Annotated in this window: 16 protein-coding genes and 1 pseudogene; 14 read left to right on the top strand and 3 right to left on the bottom strand. The window is 40.7% G+C overall.

The window, feature by feature from the left end:
* Positions 1–100: 100 nt before the first annotated feature.
* Both AC4CU0_RS15725 and AC4CU0_RS15720 read left to right on the top strand, forming a co-directional pair.
* The gene (locus tag AC4CU0_RS15725; RefSeq protein ID WP_086194903.1) at positions 101–763 is read left to right on the top strand and encodes a response regulator; all 663 of its coding nucleotides are present in this window, start codon (positions 101–103) and stop codon (positions 761–763) included.
* Positions 763–2,118, top strand: coding sequence for an ATP-binding protein (locus tag AC4CU0_RS15720; protein ID WP_111885205.1), 1,356 nt, complete (start codon positions 763–765; stop codon positions 2,116–2,118). Before AC4CU0_RS15725 ends, AC4CU0_RS15720 begins: the two co-directional genes overlap by 1 nt.
* Before the next feature lie 478 nt (positions 2,119–2,596).
* Here the strand turns inward: AC4CU0_RS15720 and AC4CU0_RS15715 are convergent.
* Positions 2,597–3,596 (bottom strand): annotated as a pseudogene (locus tag AC4CU0_RS15715) (IS3 family transposase).
* A gap of 309 nt (positions 3,597–3,905) precedes the next feature.
* Between AC4CU0_RS15715 and codB the strand changes: the two are divergent.
* From codB to codA, 3 genes are read left to right on the top strand one after another with little or no spacing between them, the layout of a single operon-like run.
* Positions 3,906–5,180 carry a cytosine permease gene (gene codB, locus AC4CU0_RS15710; protein WP_111885204.1) on the top strand — a complete coding sequence of 425 codons (1,275 nt, stop codon included), beginning with the start codon at positions 3,906–3,908 and terminating at the stop codon, positions 5,178–5,180.
* Between the two features lie 4 nt (positions 5,181–5,184).
* Positions 5,185–6,396 (top strand): PucR family transcriptional regulator, encoded by a 1,212-nt coding sequence (locus tag AC4CU0_RS15705; RefSeq protein ID WP_111885235.1) that lies wholly within the window; start codon positions 5,185–5,187, stop codon positions 6,394–6,396.
* A gap of 20 nt (positions 6,397–6,416) precedes the next feature.
* Positions 6,417–7,682 carry a cytosine deaminase gene (codA, locus tag AC4CU0_RS15700; protein ID WP_111885203.1) on the top strand — a complete coding sequence of 422 codons (1,266 nt, stop codon included), beginning with the start codon at positions 6,417–6,419 and terminating at the stop codon, positions 7,680–7,682.
* A gap of 121 nt (positions 7,683–7,803) precedes the next feature.
* Here codA and AC4CU0_RS15695 read toward each other — a convergent pair whose 3' ends face one another.
* Positions 7,804–8,535 (bottom strand): Fic family protein, encoded by a 732-nt coding sequence (locus tag AC4CU0_RS15695; protein WP_111885202.1) that lies wholly within the window; start codon positions 8,533–8,535, stop codon positions 7,804–7,806.
* A 575-nt stretch (positions 8,536–9,110) separates the two neighbouring features.
* Here AC4CU0_RS15695 and AC4CU0_RS15690 point away from each other — a divergent pair.
* From AC4CU0_RS15690 to AC4CU0_RS15660, 7 genes are all read left to right on the top strand, one after another.
* The gene (locus AC4CU0_RS15690) at positions 9,111–9,524 is read left to right on the top strand and encodes a RidA family protein (protein ID WP_078190012.1); all 414 of its coding nucleotides are present in this window, start codon (positions 9,111–9,113) and stop codon (positions 9,522–9,524) included.
* 21 nt (positions 9,525–9,545) lie between these two features.
* The gene (locus AC4CU0_RS15685) at positions 9,546–10,217 is read left to right on the top strand and encodes a DUF1028 domain-containing protein (protein ID WP_078190011.1); all 672 of its coding nucleotides are present in this window, start codon (positions 9,546–9,548) and stop codon (positions 10,215–10,217) included.
* Between the two features lie 30 nt (positions 10,218–10,247).
* Positions 10,248–11,228: a LysR family transcriptional regulator gene (locus tag AC4CU0_RS15680; RefSeq protein ID WP_111885201.1), complete on the top strand. Its 981-nt coding sequence runs from the start codon at positions 10,248–10,250 to the stop codon at positions 11,226–11,228.
* Positions 11,229–11,231: 3 nt separating this feature from the next.
* Complete coding sequence (gene argE / locus AC4CU0_RS15675) at positions 11,232–12,368, top strand: acetylornithine deacetylase (RefSeq protein WP_171319262.1); 1,137 nt, start codon at positions 11,232–11,234, stop codon at positions 12,366–12,368.
* Positions 12,369–12,626: 258 nt separating this feature from the next.
* Positions 12,627–14,135 (top strand): amino acid ABC transporter permease/ATP-binding protein, encoded by a 1,509-nt coding sequence (locus tag AC4CU0_RS15670; RefSeq protein WP_111885199.1) that lies wholly within the window; start codon positions 12,627–12,629, stop codon positions 14,133–14,135.
* 200 nt (positions 14,136–14,335) lie between these two features.
* Positions 14,336–15,181, top strand: a complete 846-nt coding sequence (locus AC4CU0_RS15665; protein ID WP_111885234.1) for a transporter substrate-binding domain-containing protein — start codon at positions 14,336–14,338, stop codon at positions 15,179–15,181.
* Positions 15,182–15,200: 19 nt separating this feature from the next.
* On the top strand, positions 15,201–16,070 hold the full coding sequence (locus tag AC4CU0_RS15660) for a phytanoyl-CoA dioxygenase family protein (protein WP_111885198.1): 870 nt from the start codon (positions 15,201–15,203) through the stop codon (positions 16,068–16,070).
* Between the two features lie 65 nt (positions 16,071–16,135).
* Here the strand turns inward: AC4CU0_RS15660 and AC4CU0_RS15655 are convergent, their stop codons facing one another.
* A complete protein-coding gene (locus AC4CU0_RS15655; protein ID WP_249682337.1) occupies positions 16,136–16,864 on the bottom strand; it encodes a class II aldolase and adducin N-terminal domain-containing protein in 729 nt (242 codons plus the stop codon).
* A gap of 168 nt (positions 16,865–17,032) precedes the next feature.
* Between AC4CU0_RS15655 and AC4CU0_RS15650 the strand changes: the two genes are divergently transcribed.
* Positions 17,033–17,884 carry an ABC transporter substrate-binding protein gene (locus tag AC4CU0_RS15650; protein ID WP_111885197.1) on the top strand — a complete coding sequence of 284 codons (852 nt, stop codon included), beginning with the start codon at positions 17,033–17,035 and terminating at the stop codon, positions 17,882–17,884.
* Positions 17,885–18,013: 129 nt separating this feature from the next.
* On the top strand, positions 18,014–19,186 hold the full coding sequence (locus tag AC4CU0_RS15645) for a hypothetical protein (RefSeq protein ID WP_111885196.1): 1,173 nt from the start codon (positions 18,014–18,016) through the stop codon (positions 19,184–19,186).
* The last annotated feature ends 43 nt before the right edge of the window (positions 19,187–19,229 follow it).

Genomic DNA, 19,229 nt, shown 5'->3' with positions numbered 1-19,229 from the left:
TATTCGGTTGGTGTTCTGTCTTTCTTGGGCCAGAGTACCTGCCGCTTTCACAGAAATAAATATAGGCTTATAAGTAGCAGAATGAGAAGGTAGCTCAGACGTGAGAATATTGTTAGTTGAAGACGATGCCTTACTGGCTAAGGCGACAGCACGGGGCTTAGATCATGCAAATTTTGTGGTCGATATCGCCACCACAGCAGAGCAAGCCTATCATTTTTTGGCGAGTTATGATTATCAGTTTATTTTGCTTGATTTAGGTTTGCCAGACCGGAATGGATTGGAAGTTTTAAAGTCACTGCGCCGTAAAAAGAATAAAGTAGGCGTTATTATTCTGACTGCTCAGGATAAAATTCAGGAGCGTATTTCAGGTTTGGATGCAGGAGCAGATGATTTTGTAGTTAAGCCATATGATTTGTATGAAGTCATTGCACGGATTCAAGCGGTATTGCGCCGTATTTCAGGTGAAGTGAGTGATTTGATTCAGATTGGCAATATTGCAGTTAATAAAGCGACCAAACAGGTACTGAGAGATCAAACTGAAGTTGAATTAACTCAGAAAGAATTTCACTTGCTGGAACTCTTTATCCTTAACCGTGGCCGGATTATTTCACGGGAGAGCATAGAAAACTCATTTTATGCCTATGATGCGGATGTAAGCAGTAATGTGATCCAGGTCTATATTCATAATTTACGGCGCAAGCTTGGGAAAAACATTGTCCGTACAGTGCAGGGTTTTGGCTATATTATGGATGAAAATTATTAATGGCCAATTTCATTCGCAGTTATTCACTGACCAGACGTCTATCATTTATTTTAATGGTCATCACCGCCAGTGTGTGGGTGGGTAGTTTAGGTTGTATTTACTGGGGAATGCAGCGTACCGCGAATAATATTTTTGATAAATCACTGGCTGAAACAGCCCATGCTTTACTTTCGACTACTTCAAGTTCACTGGCGGGGCGAATCCCGGATCATACGGTCATCGAGAAAGCTCAAGGGGAGCATTATAATCAGATTATATTCCAGATCTGGCATCGTAATGGCAAGTTGATTTATCGTTCGGTTGGCATTGGCACACATCCGTTTGTCCAGCAAGCCAACTTTGGCTGGATTCAGATTCGTAATAAAACCTATCGCAGTTATTCGGTTTGGGACAGCACCCACACTATACAAGTACAAATTGCACAGGTTTGGACGATCCGTCAGGATATTCAGAGAGATATGTTGTTATTTTTAATAGGGATTTCAGCATTTTTTTTACCATTACTGTCCTGGCTGATTTTACAGATCATACGCAGCCATCTTTCTACTGTGTTCAGCATCAGTCAAAACTTGGAAAAGCAGTCGATTGAGCATTTAAAACCTATTAATCTTGTCGTACCCAAAGAAATCGAACCTTTGGTGAATTCATTAAATACATTATTGAGTGAAATTGCAGAAAGTTTGCAACGTGAAAAACGTTTCACCTCAAATGCAGCTCATGAGTTACGTACACCTCTAGCTGCGATCCGCCTGCATGCACAAGTTTTGCAGAGCGCACGTTCTACCGAGGAGGCGCGAGAAGCAACTGAGGACATCATGATTGGCATTGATAAAACCTCGCGAATGATTACGCAGTTACTAACCTTGGCACGGATTGAACCCGATGCTCATCAAGCTCAAGGCTCGGTTGATCTCGTTAATGTGATTCAAAGTACCCTTGCGATGATGGATTTTCAGCTTCGTCAGGCAAAGATTGAATTACAGTTACAACTGGAGTCGGCCCTGGTCATGGCACAAATGGATCAATTGGAAATTATGCTCCGTAATCTTTTAGAGAATGCCATCATCTATCGTAGTTATGAACGCCCGTGTGTCATAAAAATCAGTTGTGGCTGTGTTAAAAATTATAGCTTTGTGCAGATTGAGGATAATGGAATTGGTTTGGATGAAGCACAAATACCGCTGATTTTCCAAAGATTCTATAGGGTGAATCAGAACAGTGTCATTATTGGTAGTGGTCTCGGCTTATCGATTGTTAAGCAAATTGTCGATTTATATCACGGAAAAGTTGAGTTACGTCGGACAAATGCTATTGGTGGTCTTATGGTTAGGATTGAATTTAACCAGCAGAACTAAATAATGACGCTATTTAATGGGCTGAGAACTAGTTTTCAAAATTGAAGATTGGGGTGCCATAACTACTTATGGCTATATAGCGACAGAGGTAAAAAAGCCTACTGTCCTACACTCATATATTGCAGCATAAGTCTGATAAAAGCAGTAATATAACTTATGCCACTTAAAGTGAGGGTGATATTAGAGTCTGTAACTCATTTTGTGTAAGTCCGATTTTTTATAAATGATCATTTAATCAACCATCGAAATGAATAGTAAATCAATTCATTGCTTAAAGTCATGAGTAGTAATGCCACATAAGATTGGCAATGTCTATTTCTTAGCAGGATTTAATGTTACGAAGTAAATTACTTCTTTCTTCACAGAATCATCGGAAGAAAAGATTTTTCTTTTCTTGATTGACGGATCACACTATTCAGAGGTGGTCCCACATGTTTGAACAACTAAAAGCGTATTTATAAGTGATATTCCGCTCTAGTTAAGCCACCTTGTTTTGTTGGGGTAGCTGATCATTGTAAAATTCATTTGGTGTCATTTTGTCTAGACTCGAATGAGGTCGTTTCAAATTATAAAACTCAAAATATGCACTCAATTGCTTTTTCGCATCTGTGACACTGCTATAAGCTTTGAGATACACCTCTTCATATTTAACGCTCCGCCATAATCGTTCAACCATCACATTATCAACCCATCGACCTTTACCATCCATACTAATCGATACCCTATGCGCAAGTACCTTGCGGCTATGCCAATCAATCACAGCACATAAATAAACAAAGCCTTTTGCCATAGGGATATACGTTATATCCGTAGACCACACTTGATTACTGCGCTGAATAGCCAATCCTTTGAGCAGATATGGATATTTACGGTGAGCTTGATTAGCCTGGCTTAAATTTGGTTTGCAATATAACGCCTGAATACCCATTTTCTTCATTAAAGTACGTGTATGACGTCGTCCTATATGATGCCCTTGACGTTTCAACAAATCACGCATCATACGACTGCCTGCAAAAGGATATTGCATATGTAATTCATCAATACATCGCATCAGTTTCAGATCTGATGAGCTAACAGGTTTTGGGCGATAATAATAACAACCACGAGAGACTTTCAATAACTTAGCTTTTTAGATACTGAAATCTGAAGTGAGTGGTCGATTAACTTTTGTGGTTGAAGCAGTCCAGTTTCTTCAACACACCTTCTAAAAAATCAATTTCTAATGCCTGCTCACCGATTTTTACATGTAACTTTTTAAGATCAATGGGGGGTTCTGATGGAGCTTTTGATTGATCGAAAGCTTGTGAGGAAGCTGAGATCAATTGATTTTTCCAGTCAATAATTTGGTTTTGATGAACATCAAACTCAGAACTCAATTCAGCAAGTGTTTTTTCTGCTTTGATCGCAGCAAGTGCTACCTTAGCCTTAAAGTCGTTTGAATGATTTCTTTTTGGTCTACGTGCCATAAAATACTCCATATATTGAGGTTTATAACATCATTTGGGGAGCAGAATATCACTTATAGGAGTTGTTCAAATTTCCGGATCCATCTCTGTTAATATCGGCATGTTCTGTAATATTTACAGTTTCTAAAATGCACAAAATAAAATCACTGAATGTTATTAAAGCACAGTAGTTTACCCATTTACTCTGCATGAAAAGTAAAAATATGTGCAAATTGCCCACATTTAACAATTTAACCTACATAAATTTAAGCATTAAAAAATTGGCATAGCTCTTGCAATACAGCGCTCAAGGATTTTAATTGAATAGTAGGAGTGTTGAATATGAGCGTGCATGCAGAGTCGCCTTTAACAGAAACACCACTTTCACAACGTAAAGGCTTTTTCCCAATAGCCTTAGTGTTATTTAGTTTTACTTTTTTCACAGGAACTATGTTTGCTGGTGGAAAAATTGGGGTAGCTTTTGAGTTCACTGATATTTTGTGGATTGTAGCCATAGGCAACTTGCTATTAGGAGCTTATGCCGCGACCTTGGGATTTATTTCTGCACGTAGTGGCTTAAATACAGTTCTAATGGGACGTTTCTGCTTTGGCAACTGGGGCAGTAAATTATCAGACTTTATTTTAGGTTTTGCTGAATTAGGCTGGTTTGCTTGGGGAACAGCAACTCTGGCGATTTCACTTGGAAAAATATTAGGATTTTCTGACAGTTTACTCATTCCTTTGATGGTGCTATTTGGACTCGGTTTTTCCATTACAGCAATTGTCGGCTTTAAAGGACTTGAATATCTATCCCGTGTATCGATTCCTTTAATGTTTATTTTGCTCGTTACTTCTATTGTCTTAGCGACCAAAGAAATTGGTGGATGGACTGGTTTAACTAGTGTTCAACCGACAGAAACACTCACATTCGCAACAGCCATTACCATGGTATTTGGTACCTTTGCCAGTGGTGCAACACAAATTACCAATTGGACGCGCATGTCCAAGAGCGGAAAAATCGCGATTTGGGCATGTCTAGTGAGCTTTGTAATTGGTAATGGTCTAATGGTCCTAGCTGGCGCTTGGATGGCAATCGTTTATCAACAACCCGATATTGTAGAGGTCTTAGTTTTACAAGGGTTATCTATTGCTGCAGTAGTGATGCTTTGCCTGAACTTATGGACGATCCAAGGCCCAGCAATCTATAGTGTTTCAACTGCTGCTTGCCATATGGTAAGAAGTGAACGCCGTAAAACCATGGTGCTTGTAGCTGCTGTTGCGGGGATCATTTTAGCTGCTGCTGGTATGTATGAGCTATTGATTCCGTTCTTATTACTCCTTGGCGCAATTATTCCTCCACTTGGTGGTGTGATCATGGCGGATTACTGGATTCGCCATAAAGGAAAATATCCATTATTAGCTGAAGCAAATATTCCTAATTTTAACTGGATTGGTTTGATTGCTTATTTCACAGGCGCAATTGTTGCCTATGTATCACCATGGATTGCACCTATTGTGGGTATTGTGGTGGCATGTACCACTTATAGTGTGTTGAATTATTTATTCCCATTACGTCAGGAATCATCTGTCTTAAATAAAGTAGATGCAGTGGAGTAATGCGATGAATATGACCGTTCAAGATATCCTGAATCTACCTTCACTTTATCCACTAAAATTATGTGGTGGAACAGAAAATATTCATCGGCCTGTCCGCTGGTTCTATGTAGCAGAAAATGAAGGAATCGCTGAATGGATTGAGGGTGGAGAGATTGTATTTGTTACGGGAATCAACTATACCCGTGATGAAAATAATCTCTTAGGTTTACTTGAACAGGCATATGAACGAAATGTAGCTGCGCTTGTCATTATGACAGGTCAGGAATATATCCATGAAATTCCACCTAAACTTATTTCACGCGCAAATGAGCTTGGTTTACCGTTAATTGAGCAACCTTACAGTTTGAAGATGGTTGAAGTTACGCATGCGATTGGTACACAGCTAGTTCAGTTTTCTCAAGTCAAAAAATCGAGTGAAGATGTAATCTCTCAATTACTGACAGGGGATTTTCCATCGGTAGAGACAATTCAACTTCGTGCCAAACAGTTAAAAATTAACTTACTTGGACGTCATGTGATTACAGTACTGCGCTTACACAATATTCATGCCTTGTTTCATACCGATACTAATGCTGTGCATGAAAATTATTTTTTCAGAATTAAACAACAGTGTTATGAAGCCTTGGAAAAATGGTCCAAACAGTGGAAGCAGAAAATTCCAGTCATCCGTCAGGGGGATCAGTTTAGTTTGGTACTCAACCTTGATGATCATGATATCGATGCGTGGAAAAAATCACTCATAGAAGTGATCGATCAAATGAGTCAACTTGATAATAAACTTAAGGTCTTTGCAGGGTTCTCAAATGAAGTGAATTCTGCAGTGGCATTTCAACGAGGATTTTGGGAAGCATCCCAAGCTCAGGAAATTGCTTTTGAAATGCAGATGAAAAATAGTATTTGCCAATATCGTGATTTGGGGGTGCTAAAACTTTTAAAAGCGATTCCGAACAAAAGCGTATTGCAGCAATTCATGCATGAAACCTTGGGTATTCTCATTAGCGATAAAAAGCATCCATTTGTACTACTCGAAACGTTAGATGCCTGGCTTAAAGAAAATGGCAACTTAAATGATACAGCCAAACGACTTGGTATCCATAGAAACACCTTAAACCAACGGATTCAAAAAATTGAATCACTGACAAATCAGGTCTTAACTGAGGCAAATTTCCGTCTAAATGCTTCAATGGCATTACTGATCTGGCACATGAGTCATTAATTATTTTAAAAGGAACCAACATGAAAATTATCAATGCAGTTTTACGTCAACAAGAAGGGCTATTTAGTATTACTTACAACAATGGCATCTTTGAAGCCATTGAAAAACAGGCTAGTCTCATTCAAACAGTTGATGTAGATACTATCGATGCACAACAACAATTAGTCATGGCTCCTTTAGTTGATCCACACATTCATTTAGATGCTGTACTCACTGCGGGTGAGCCTGAGTGGAATATGTCAGGTACACTCTTTGAAGGGATTGAACGTTGGGGGCAACGTAAAGCCACGATCACTTTTGAAGATACTAAACTACGTGCTTTAAAAACGCTAGATATGCTCATTGAGCATGGTATTCAACATGTGCGTACACATGTCGATGTCACTGATCCAAGCTTAACTGCAATGCGAGCTATGCTTGAAGTTAAAGAAGAAATCAAAGATAAAGTGAATTTGCAGATTGTAGCATTTCCACAAGAAGGTATTGAGTCATTTAAAAATGGTCGTACTTTAATGGAGGAAGCCGTAAAGCTTGGTGCTGATGTAGTTGGTGGCATTCCACATTTTGAATATACCCGTGAAAAAGGTGTAAGTTCAGTTCATTTCTTGATGGATTTAGCTGAAAAATATAACTGTCTGGTGGATGTACACTGTGATGAGATTGATGATCCAGCATCTCGCTTTTTGGAAGTTTTGGCAGATGAAGCACACGTACGAGGTATGGGGGAACGTGTAACAGCTAGCCATACTACAGCGATGGGATCTTATGACAATGCCTATTGTTACAAGTTATTCCGCTTACTAAAACGTTCTAAAATTAACTTTATTTCGTGCCCTACAGAAAGTATTCATTTGCAAGGAAGATTTGATAGCTATCCAAAGCGCCGAGGTTTGACCCGTGTACCAGAAATTGACCGTGCAGGCATGAATATTTGTTTTGCTCAGGATTCAATTCGTGATCCTTGGTATCCAGTAGGAAACGGTAATATTATTCGTATTCTGGATGCTGGCTTACATATCTGTCATATGCTGGGTTACGAAGACTTACAACGTTGCTTGGATTTTGTTTCAGATAATTCAGCCAAGACTTTATGTTTAGGGGATCAATACGGGATTGAGGTCGGACGTCCTGCCAGTTTTATAATTATGCCGGCTAAAAATGATTATGAAGTTGTTGCTAATCAAGTAAAAGCTATTTTAAGTGTGCGTAATGGTAAAATTATTATGCAAAGACAACAGGACCAAGTGAGCTTACTTAAAGTCGCAAATCTAGCTACGCCTGCATAACTAAATAAAAAATTAAAAAACCGATGTTTATACATCGGTTTTTTTATGTTATAGAGCTAATTTACTAAAGTTTTAAAAGCTAAGGGCTTTGTTGCACAAAGCTTTGAAAGACAGAGTCCCCCTAAATTCCTAAAACAACTTGATACGGTTTAAATCCTTCGAGTACCGCATCGGAAACCAAGTGGTTAAATGCGTCAGTTTTCCCATAAGCCATCCATTGATCAAGAGCTTCATAATAAGCTAATCGATTTTCAACAGTAATGACACAAGGTGGATAGCCAGCTTTTAATAATTCAAGATTCATTAAGAGGCGCGAGGTACGTCCATTGCCATCGATAAATGGGTGAATGCCAACAAAGTCAGCATGTACTTTTGCAGCACGTTCGATAGGGTGAAGTGCATGTGCTTCACTGTTATACCAATCAATCAATTGAGCCATTTTATCATTGAGTAGGGTATAGTCGGGTGGTGTAGTTGTAGCACCTGAAATCAATACGTTTTGCTGGCGATATCGGCCAGCATTATCATCGTCAATATTCTTTAAAATGAGTTGATGGATATTGCGAATTTGCCATTCAGAAAAAGGTTCTTCCTTTCTAATAATGTCTTCAACGTAATAAATGGCATTTCTATGGTTAATTGCCTCGAAGTGCTCTCGTAAAGCTTTTCCACCGACAGTAATGCCTTCTAGTACAACTTTGGTTTCTAATAGAGTAAGTGTATTGCCTTCAATAGCATTGGAATGATAAGTCCATCGTACAATAAGGTCTTCTTGTAAATTTTTTACTATCGCAGGTGATAGGGGACGATGCTGATCTAATTTATTTTTTAAATCATCAATAATTTTAAACATTACCTTGTCCCTGAATATATCTAAAAGAATGATACATCAAAAAAGAAAATCAAAGAAATGATATGTTATAATATATCATTTTATAGCGTGTTCGATGTTGGTATAATCAGTACGCCACTTCAAATCCTGAATTTGGATTTGAATAAGATTTTAAAAGTGATTCAATGCACTAAATCTAATTTGGGTCAAAATTGGGTCAAAGATTTTTTTTATTTAATAAAATAGCTTTAGAATGAATAGGTTATGAGCTGAGTTCAATTGACGCCATCCCACCAAAATTAAAAAAAGCCTTAAATCTTATTGATTTAAGGCTTTTTTATTGCCAGTTTATAAATTCTTTACGACTTAAAAGACTACATCTTGTATCACTGCATGTATCACATAAAAAAATAAAAATTTCATGCAGTGGTGAATTTTATAAAATAAAAATATTCAAGATTTAAAATACATCTTATATGGCTAATTAATAAAATATATCTAGTAAGGAAAACTTGAAGCACTAACACGGAAAAGGGAAATTGCCTTCACAAGTGATTGATTCATACTGAAACTGTAGTAAACAGAGGACACTTCAGATGAAACATACACGCATTAGAACTTTTAATACAAAAGCAACTTACCCAGAACAAAATTTAGATAATGACTTATGCCAAGCAGTTGTCGCACGCGGCAGCACAGTGTTCTTACGCGGTCAAATTGGACAAAACCTAGATACATCTGAAAGCGTATGCATTGGCGATGCTGCGGGCCAAGCAGAACAAGCCATGTATAACATTAAGATGCTGCTCGAAGAAGCTGGCGGTGAACTTGAAGATATTTGCAAAATCACAATCTATATTATTGATCCGCGCTACCGTGAAGATGTTTACCGTGTCGTTGGCAAATGGCTAAAAGGCGTGTTCCCAGTTTCAACAGGTATTGTCGTTTCGGCACTTGCCCGTCCTGAATGGCTGGTTGAAATTGATGCAACTGCAGTTATTCCTGACTAAGTAAAAGGAGCAACGCAGCCTATGACATTTTCAATTATTGCTCGCTGTCATAAAACGGGGCAATTTGGAGGAGCGATCAGCTCTTCTTCTCCAGCTGTTGCATCGCGGTGCATTCAAGCCAAGGCCGGTGTGGGTGTTGCAACATCTCAGAACATTACAGATCCATACTTGGCAAATATTTTGCTAGATATGACCAAATATGATCTGGCGCCAGACGATGCGATTGCTGAATTGGTCAAAAATACCGACTTTATTGAGTATCGACAGCTGACGGTTTTAAATTTTGATGAAAAGCCTGCTGCATTTAGCGGCAAATATACCTTAGGTGTTCATTCTCAGTGCGTAGGGGAGCATGCTGTTGGTGCGGGAAATCTGCTTGCAAATGAAGATGTTCCTCAGGCCATGGTTGATGCTTTTCATCAGGCATCCGGCAGTTTGGCAGAGCGCTTGCTTATAGCGCTGCAAGCTGGTTTAGATGCAGGCGGCGAAGCTGGCCCAGTTCATTCAGCAGGTATTCTAGTAGTCGATAAACTGGAATGGCCTGTGATTAATCTTCGGGTTGATTGGTCTGAAACTCCAATTGAGGACTTGTATCAGCTTTGGAAAGTGTATGAACCGCAAGTTGAGGATTATGTTGCACGGGCTTTAGATCCATCCAGCTCTCCAAGTTATGGTGTACCGGGCGATGAATAATGCTTAGCCTGCGCTGAAAAGGACGCGGCATTGTTAAATCGAATTTCTTTACGTCAAATGCAATATTTTGTTGCGACAGCTGAAAGCGGCAGCATTATTATTGCATCTGAAAAAATTCACGTTTCTTCACCTTCTATTTCAGCGGCGATAGCCCACATAGAATCTGAATTGCAAGTACAGCTATTTATTCGCCAGCATGCAAAAGGCTTAATGCTGACCAGCATTGGCGAAAAAGTCATGCAGGAATGCAAATTCATTTTAAGTCAGGCCAGCAGCTTATATGCTTTGGCTGCTGACTTTTCAGGTTCTATCCGTGGGCCCTTAAAGCTCGGCTGCTTTACTGCATTTTCACCCATGATTTATGCAGAAATCATTCATGGCTTTGCCAATTTATATAAAAATGTCACTTTGGAGCTAAGTGAGGATGATCAGCAGATTTTGTTGAGCCAGTTGGCGCGTAATGAATTGGATGTCGCATTGACTTATGATTTAAATATTGATCATGACCTGATTAATTTCGAACCTTTGGCCGTGCTGCCGCCGCATGTTTTGGTCAGTGAAGCGCATCCTCTAGCAAAAAATGTGGCGGTGACTTTAGAAGAACTGGCAGAACTGCCGATGGTGCTTTTAGATATGCCTTTCAGTAATGATTACTTTATTTCATTGTTCCGTAAGCATAAGTTAAGCCCGTTGGTGGCGCATACTTCGCGCCATGTGGATGTCGTCCGTTCGATGGTAGCCAATAATCTGGGCTATACCATTTTAAATGTGCGCCCGAAAAATAATTATTCATTAGACGGCAAACGACTCGTCCGCTTGCGTATAGCAGGCGATAACCGTCCGATGAAAATTGGTTTGGCGACTGCAAAAAATGCAAATCTGAATACGGTGTCGCAGGCATTCATCAGCCGCTGCCGTGCATTCCTATCCAATCAATACATACCCGGTATGGGCGATGCGCATTTCTTTGATCCGCATATTAAGACAAAGCCTGTACTGGAAGAGGCATAAATAGTGACTGATGTAAACAGCATACAGCTGTTAGATAAATTTATTTCTTTTGATACAACATCTTATAAAAGCAATTTAGCGTTTATTTTTTATGTTCAAAAATTATTTGAGCAAAACGGTATTTTTACAGAACTGAATTTTAATGCAGAACAGAGCAAGGCTAATTTATTGGCCAGTGTGGGACCGCGTGATCAGGCGGGTATTCTTTTGTCTGGCCACTCAGATGTTGTGCCGGTAGAGGGGCAGCAGTGGGATTCGCCAGCCTTTGAAGCGACGCATAAAGACGGAAGAATTATTGGCCGCGGAACAGCGGATATGAAAGGCTTTTTAGCATGTGCCATCATCGCCATGTTGAAAGCTTCAAAATTAGAGCTCAAACGTCCGCTGCATTTGTGTATTTCTTATGATGAGGAAATAGGCTGTATTGGTGTACGTGGGATTTTAGATCAACTGGCTTCCACGATTATTTCCCCTATCTTATGTGTGATTGGTGAGCCGACCATGATGCAGTTGGCATTGGCGCATAAAGGCAAAACGGTATTCCGCGCCCGCTGCTGCGGTGAAGAGGGGCATTCGGCTTTAGCGCCTAATTATGTCAATGCGATCCATGTGGCCAGCCAGCTGGTGACTTCTTTGCAAACCATTCAGCAGAACCTCCGTCAACAAGGACATAAGGACGCTGGCTATGATATTCCTTACAGCACGGTGCATGTGGGTAAGATTAATGGTGGGACAGCGCTGAATATTGTACCGAACAGCTGTGTGGTGGATTATGAAATCCGTCATTTGGCGGAGGACAGCAGCAGTCTTATTCAAGAGCAGATATTAAGTCAAATACAGGATGACTTCCGCAGTCACATTGAGGTTGAAGAAGTCAACCAATATCCAGGGCTGAAAACCTCCAAAACCATTGAGGCGGTTCAGTTTATTCAAAGCCTGTTGCCAGAAGAAACCTCTATAGGCAATATTTCCTTTGGTACTGAGGGCGGATTGTTCCAAGGGGCGCTGCATTGTCCTGTGATGGTTTGTGGCCCGGGAGATATCGCTGTAGCGCATAAACCGAATGAATATGTAGATATAGATCAGCTGCAGCAGTGTGATATTTTCTTAGAAAAGCTTTATATGAGTTTAAGGGTATAATCAGCTTTGATTTATAATGCTTAAGTTATTTAAAAATAAAGCTTGTATTTATATTTGTTTTTAGATAATTATAAAAAGGTAACTACAGTGTTTATTATAAATGCCGTAGATGTGCAAATTTTTAAAAGGTCAGTTATCTGGCCTTTTTTATTGCTTAATTATTTCTGTATTAAGACCTCAATTTTTCAAAATTACTTATTCACTCAAAGTTCGCTATAACAAAGGAAATAGAACAGAATCATGCGAGTGGGGTATTGAATGGATTTTAATTGGTCTTATACATTCAGTTTGTTTTCACATAAAAACTTTTGGGCCGCAACTTGGACCGTCATTGAACTCAGCGTATTGGTTTGGGTGGTCGGCATTGTATTGGGCTTTGTACTGGCGTTGGGCAAACAGTCTAAATTCAAACCTTTGGCATGGTCGAGTGATCTTTATATTTGGTTCTTTAGAAGCTTACCGCTGCTGGTGCTGCTGGTTTTTGTTTATAACCTGCCGCAAATTTTCCCAGCTTCGAGTGTGCTTTTGGCGTCGCCATTTATTGCAGGTCTGATTGCTATGACTTTAAGTGAAGCGGCTTATATTGCAGAGATTCACCGTGGCGGTCTAACAGCGGTGCATAAGGGGCAAATTGAAGCGGGTAAGGCGCTAGGCATGAAATATTCAGGCATTCAGCGTTTAGTGATGATTCCGCAAGCCTTTCGTGTTGCGCTTCCAGCACTGGGTAATGAATATGTTTCCATTGTAAAACTCACATCTTTGGTTTCGGTCATTTCACTCACTGAAATTTTATTGGTCGGTCAGCGTTTATATACCCAAAACTTTTTGGTGATGGAAACCATGCTGGCCGTAGCATTCTATTATGTGCTGATCGTGACTGTCTTTGGCTGGTTGCTCGGCTGGTTTGAACGCCGTATAGATATTACGAACCGTAAACCAGGGATGCTGGCAGAAAATGATCCGCTGCTGCAGCTGCCGCAAGCTTCTGTGCGTGCGCGTAAAGAGATCAATACTGAACGCAATGGCGAATATGCATTGGAAGCTATTGATATTCATAAAGCCTATGGTGAGCATGAAGTCCTGAAAGGGATTGATTTAAAAGTGAAATGGGGTGAGGTCATTTCCGTTATTGGGCCATCGGGTTCAGGTAAAACGACATTTATCCGTACTTTAAATGGCTTAGAAAGCTTGAATAAAGGCACAGTCAATTTATTGGGTCAGCCTTTCTTAAAAGATCAGGAATTAACTGATGAATCGCCTGCATATAAACAGCAAATTGTAAATGTCGGAATGGTGTTCCAAAGCTTTAACCTGTTTCCGCATAAAACGATTTTGGAAAATGTCATGCTTGCACCGCTGTATCACAAGCGCGGTACGGTGCTGGATAACAAAATTACGGCTTTAGCGATGTTGGAAAAAGTCGGTATGAAAAGGCATGCCAATAAGTTTCCGCACCAGCTTTCAGGTGGTCAGCAGCAGCGTGTGGCGATTGCCCGTGCGCTAGCCATGCAGCCGTCGATTATTCTGTTTGATGAACCAACTTCAGCATTAGACCCTGAATTGGTCAATGAAGTGCTGAAAGTGATTGAAGAATTGGCACAAGAAGGCTTAACCATGATTATTGTGACCCATGAAATGCGCTTTGCTTTTCAAGTATCTGATCGTGTAATGTTTATGGAAAACGGTCATGTGGTATTAAATGATACACCAGAAGCATTAATGCAGTCTGATAATGAGCGGTTCCAAAAATTTATTGCCAAGGATTAACTTTTTATAAAACCTCTAAGTAGTATTTCTATTTAAATTAAAGAAAGCAGTCATTATTGGCTGCTTTTTTCATATTTTAATCGCTAAATTTTAAATTCTATTTTTATAAAGCTTTGCATAAAAAAATCCAAATCGGATTCTGTATATGTTTGTTCTATCTTCAAATGACAGATAAACATAAAGAGTTGGGTGGATGGGGTATGAAAAATAAATCAATGTTCATTGGGGCTATCGTTGGCGGTTTACTATTGGCTGGCTGCTCGAAACAGTCAGAACCAACTGCAGATTCGGCAGCGCCGGTAGCAGAAAAACGTTTGGTCACTGTAGGTTCAGACCTGACTTTCCCTCCATACGAGTATTTGAAAGATGGCGTGCCAAGCGGTGTCAGCGTTGAAATCATGGAAAAGATTGCTGAAGTTGACGGTAGCTATAAGGCCGACTGGGTGGATACACGCTGGGCGAATCTGATCCCTGGTTTGAAAGGCGAAAAGTACGATATTTTATTTTCATCTATGTACATCACGCCTGAGCGTCTTGAACAGATTGATATGATCCCTTACTACAAAACAGATATTTCATTGCTGGTGCGTCATGATTCCAAGCTTGCACCTAAAGGGCCAAATGATTTGTGCGGTGCTGTAGTGGGCGTAATGAAAGGTACTGCGTTCTCAACTCAGGCACATGAAATTTCAGCGAAAAATTGTGTAGCAAATGGTAAGAAAGCGCTGATGATCCGTGAGTTTGAAACATCGCCGCAAACCACGCAGGCGCTATTAGCGCATGCTGTAGAAATCCAATATGACGATGCCGCAGTCATGAAAGCGGCTGAAACTAGCTTAGCTGGCAAAGTGAAGATTACGTCGACAGAACAATTCTTCCCGACAGTAGGAGGTATTGGCATCCGTAAAGGTGATACCGAAACGTATAAGCTCGTTGAGGAAGGTTTGAATCGTATTAAAGCCTCAGGCGAATATGAAGAAATTTTGACTGCATATGGCTTAAAAGCACCGACTGAAGAAGACATTGCAGCAGTCATGAATAAATAAAAGCGAATAGGATGAGCAAATGTTAAATCAAAACCAAATTGAACAATTTCACCGTGACGGTTTTTTAGTTGTCGAAAATGTCGTAGATGCTGCGGAATTACAGGGTTTACGTCAGCAGTTGGAAGCATGGATTGACGAAAGCCGAGGCTTTGCAGAAGCTTATGGAGAAACCATTGATGGACGCTCGCGCTTTGATGTCGATCCTGCGGATCACAGCTCAGAACATCCTGCACTGCGTCGTGTTAGTTCTCCGACGGAAATTTCAGATGCATATTTTGAAACAGCCATTCATTCTAATATGGCGCAAATGGCTGGAGAGCTCATTGGAGGCAGCGGCACCCGTTTTCACCACAGTAAAGTAAATGCTAAACTGCCGCATACAGCGACCACTGTGAAATGGCATCAAGATTTTCCATTCACGCCGCATACTAATGATGACATGATCACAGCGTTATTGATGGTGGGTGAGGTGACAGAAGACAATGGCCCGCTGCAGGTGATTCCGGGCAGCCAAAAGGGCGAGTTGTATAACCATTGGCAAGATGGCCGTTTCACAGGCAAAGTGGAAGATGAAGTCGAGGCGGAGCAGTGCCAAAAATTTGTGTCTTGCACAGGCCCTGCAGGCTCAGTCTGTTTCATGCATACCCGTTTGCTGCATGCATCTGGTGCAAATAATACTGAGTTGCCGCGTTATTTATTCATTACGGTATATGCAGCAGAAGATGCGGTTGCATTGTCAGATAACCCGCTGCCAAGCGTGCACCAAGGGCAATTGGTTTATGGACAAGAAAGCGGGCAAGTACGTATGACAGCGAATCATTTGAAAATGCCGCAAAAGCCCAAGGGGGCCTCTTTCTTTGTACAACAAGCCGGTTTAGAAATGGCTTAACGAATTTAGAACGAGAGTGAAAAAAAGAGCTTCAATTGAAGCTCTTTTTTATTGTTTAAGTTTTCTTAGTCCATAAAGCTTGGATCTTCAGCTGCCAAAATTTCTTTCATTTCTTCGAAATGTGCGATGCTGAAATCTTCAATTTTTTCCCAATCCTGCGCTGTTTTTTCTGCCACAGCATCATCCAAAATATTTAAGGTTTGGCCAGTGGAATAGGCATGAATCAGGATTTGACTTGAGCGCTCAAAGGTATACATATCATCAAAAGCAAGGCCGATATCATGTGAGCCGATCAGTACACCGTGGTTGCCCATCAGCAGTCGGGTATTGGTCTGCAGCAGCTGAGCAAGACGCTGACCTTCAGCGATCTGATCTGCCATGCCTGAATAATGTGAATCATAAGAAACACGGTTAAAGTAGCGTGCGCTGTTTTGCTCAATCGGCAGCAAGGTCGGATTTTTTAGGCAGGAAAGCGCAGTTGCATAAATCGGGTGTAAATGCATGATGACTTTAATATCAGGGCGCAGCTTATGAATTTGGCCATGAATGGCCCATGCGGTTGAGTCTATTTTGCCTTTTTCAAAACTGCCTGCATCATCAGCATGGACCAAGATTAAATCACTGGCCTTTACCTTAGAAAAATGTACCCATTTCGGATTTAGTAAAAAAGATTTTCCGTCCTCTGAAACAGCGGCACTGAAGTGGTTGGCGACTGCCTCATGCATGCCTAATTTTGCACTCAAACGCAGTGCTGCTGCGAGGTCTATACGAATTTGCTGTTCTGTTTTCATCATATTGCTCTGCTTAGAATATGAGAAAAGTCTATTACTGTTTAATCAAAAGCTTGCATCGCTTTTTTTGGAGTATTGCGTAGGAATTTCAAAATTACAATCTCGAAAAATCTCACGTATAACAGTTCTAAAACGTACATAAAGTACTCAAGGAGTATTGCAGTGAGTGTAATGTTAAAAGTGAAACCATTAGTAGCAGCGGCATGTTTGGTTTGGGGGTTAACTGCATGCAGTAAAAGTGCGGATACGGCATCATCAGCGGCATCGGCTTCTGATGCGGCAGCTGCAGGCCAGACCTATCAGATAGGCAGTGATATGACATTCCCGCCATTTGAATATATGGAAAATGACAAACCTGCTGGTTTTGACATTGATGTAGCCAATCAAATCTTTGCACATTCAAATGCTCAAGCAAATTTTATCGACAGCCGTTTTTCTAACTTGATTACGGGTTTGGAAGCGAAAAAATTTGATTTAGTGATGTCAGGTTTATACATCACCAAAGAGCGTTTAGAAAAAGTGGATATGGTTCCGTATTACATGACGACAGAGGCTTTGCTCGCATTGGCGGATTCTGAATATCAGCCGAAAACCCGTGATGATTTATGCGGTAAAACAATTTCTGCGCAAAAAGGCTCAATGTTCCCTGAGCAGCTGCGCCAAATGTCTGCAGAAAGCTGTGTAGCGAAGGGTAAAGCGGCCATCACCATACGTGAGTTTGATACCTCGCCTGAGTCAGTGCAGGCGCTGCTGTCTAAAGCAGTGGATGCGCATTATGACGATACCAGTGTAGCGATGAGCACTGCAGAAAAGCTGAAAGGCCGTGTTCAAATCAGTTCGACAGAGCAATTTTTCCCAGTTCTAGGCGGTATTGCGATCCGTAAGGGAGATACAGCCATGCTGGAAAAAGTCACCCAAGGTTTGGATGCCATGAAACAGTCTGGTGAATTTGACAAGCTGCTGGTGAAGTACAACTTGCAAGCGCCTAGCGCTGAAGAAATTGCGAAATACATGCCGAAATAGGCATAGATCGATCCTCTATTTTCATTCTCCTATTTTCCTAGCTTCGTTTAAAACGAAGCGCTGCAGGGGCTTTTGCAAAAAAGCCCGCAGTACACACTTGACTTAACAACAGGTATAGAGATTTAAATAATGCAAAAGAAAGCTTTAAATTATTGTGTTTCATTGTTGCTGTTGGGGTGTGCGGCTACACCTGCTATAGCTGCAGATTTATCCATTGGGGATCCAAAAACTGACTTAGGGGAATTAAAACTCTCAGGTTTTTTAAGAGTGAAATACCAAGACAAAAGCTGGACGGAAAATGATCATAAGTTGACCTTCGATGCAGCGCGTATCAACTTGGACTATACTTCACCGAAAATTTTTGGTCATTTAGAGTATCGCTGCTATCAATATAATAAGCTGTGCGATTTTTCCACATTGGTCGATGCTTATGTGGGTTATAACATTAACGACAGTCATTTGATTCAAGCAGGTTTGCAGCCTGTGCCGTTTGGGCCGGGGCGCTTTTGGGAAAGCAACTATTATGGCGGTGTCATTACACAGATTGGCTTAGAAGACGTACATAATGTCGGGCTGAAATACCAAGGCAAGTTTGATACAGGCACGCAAGTGGAATTGGCTTACTTTACTGGAGATGGCGGCAGCTACAGCGGCCCTTATTCAGAAGATGCCAGCCGTTACACTACAAACTTCGTTAAACCTGAAGATTCAAGCCTGACACATTTAGATGAACAAAATATGTTTATTGGCCGTGTAAAGCAGGAAATCCGAAGTCTGCCGGAACCGATGAAAGGGAACATTGGTGCATCGTATTGGCAGTCGGATATTGAAAACAAAACCAATGGCCAAACGGGTGACCGTCAAGCATGGGCGGTATTTGGCAATGTGAGCTATAACAATCTGGGGTTTGGCTTAACACTGGGTAAAAATGAAATGGATAACAAAGATCCGCTGACGCCCAAAACATCTTTAATGGGTTCATTTGATGATAATTTTATGGTGGCAAATGAGGGGATGTTCTATACCGCAGATGTCAGCTATAAGTTTAAGAATGTAGGCAAACTGGATGCGGTTATGCCGTATGCCATGTACAGCAGTTATGTGAAGTCTGAAGACGGTTATGACGATTCATCGCGTAATTTACTGGGAGTAGCGGCTTATTATAAAAACATGAGCTTTGTGGCTGAATATATTATGGGTAAAAATGACTTCCTGATTGGCGGCCCGAGTAGCTCGTATGCGCAAGGCGGCGATGATGATACACATGAACTGTTGAATCTGCAGTTCTATTACAATTTCTAAGTCAGATACTTTCGATTAAACTCACACCGTATAAAGCAATTTA

It is taken from the genome of Acinetobacter sp. LipI_15, assembly GCF_058242865.1.
This window is presented reverse-complemented; position numbering and strand designations above follow the sequence as displayed.

Bases quoted from the DNA above. Each gene is read 5' to 3' on its own strand.
- AC4CU0_RS15705 (WP_111885235.1), top strand. From the start codon at position 5,185: ATGAATATGACCGTTCAAGATATCCTGAATCTACCTTCACTTTATCCA.
- AC4CU0_RS15685 (WP_078190011.1), top strand. From the start codon at position 9,546: ATGACATTTTCAATTATTGCTCGCTGTCATAAAACGGGGCAATTTGGA.
- AC4CU0_RS15655 (WP_249682337.1), bottom strand. From the start codon at position 16,864: ATGATGAAAACAGAACAGCAAATTCGTATAGACCTCGCAGCAGCACTG.
- codA (WP_111885203.1), top strand. From the start codon at position 6,417: ATGAAAATTATCAATGCAGTTTTACGTCAACAAGAAGGGCTATTTAGT.
- AC4CU0_RS15690 (WP_078190012.1), top strand. From the start codon at position 9,111: ATGAAACATACACGCATTAGAACTTTTAATACAAAAGCAACTTACCCA.
- AC4CU0_RS15665 (WP_111885234.1), top strand. From the start codon at position 14,336: ATGAAAAATAAATCAATGTTCATTGGGGCTATCGTTGGCGGTTTACTA.
- AC4CU0_RS15660 (WP_111885198.1), top strand. From the start codon at position 15,201: ATGTTAAATCAAAACCAAATTGAACAATTTCACCGTGACGGTTTTTTA.
- AC4CU0_RS15695 (WP_111885202.1), bottom strand. From the start codon at position 8,535: ATGTTTAAAATTATTGATGATTTAAAAAATAAATTAGATCAGCATCGT.
- AC4CU0_RS15720 (WP_111885205.1), top strand. From the start codon at position 763: ATGGCCAATTTCATTCGCAGTTATTCACTGACCAGACGTCTATCATTT.
- AC4CU0_RS15645 (WP_111885196.1), top strand. From the start codon at position 18,014: ATGCAAAAGAAAGCTTTAAATTATTGTGTTTCATTGTTGCTGTTGGGG.
- codB (WP_111885204.1), top strand. From the start codon at position 3,906: ATGAGCGTGCATGCAGAGTCGCCTTTAACAGAAACACCACTTTCACAA.
- AC4CU0_RS15650 (WP_111885197.1), top strand. From the start codon at position 17,033: ATGTTAAAAGTGAAACCATTAGTAGCAGCGGCATGTTTGGTTTGGGGG.
- AC4CU0_RS15670 (WP_111885199.1), top strand. From the start codon at position 12,627: ATGGATTTTAATTGGTCTTATACATTCAGTTTGTTTTCACATAAAAAC.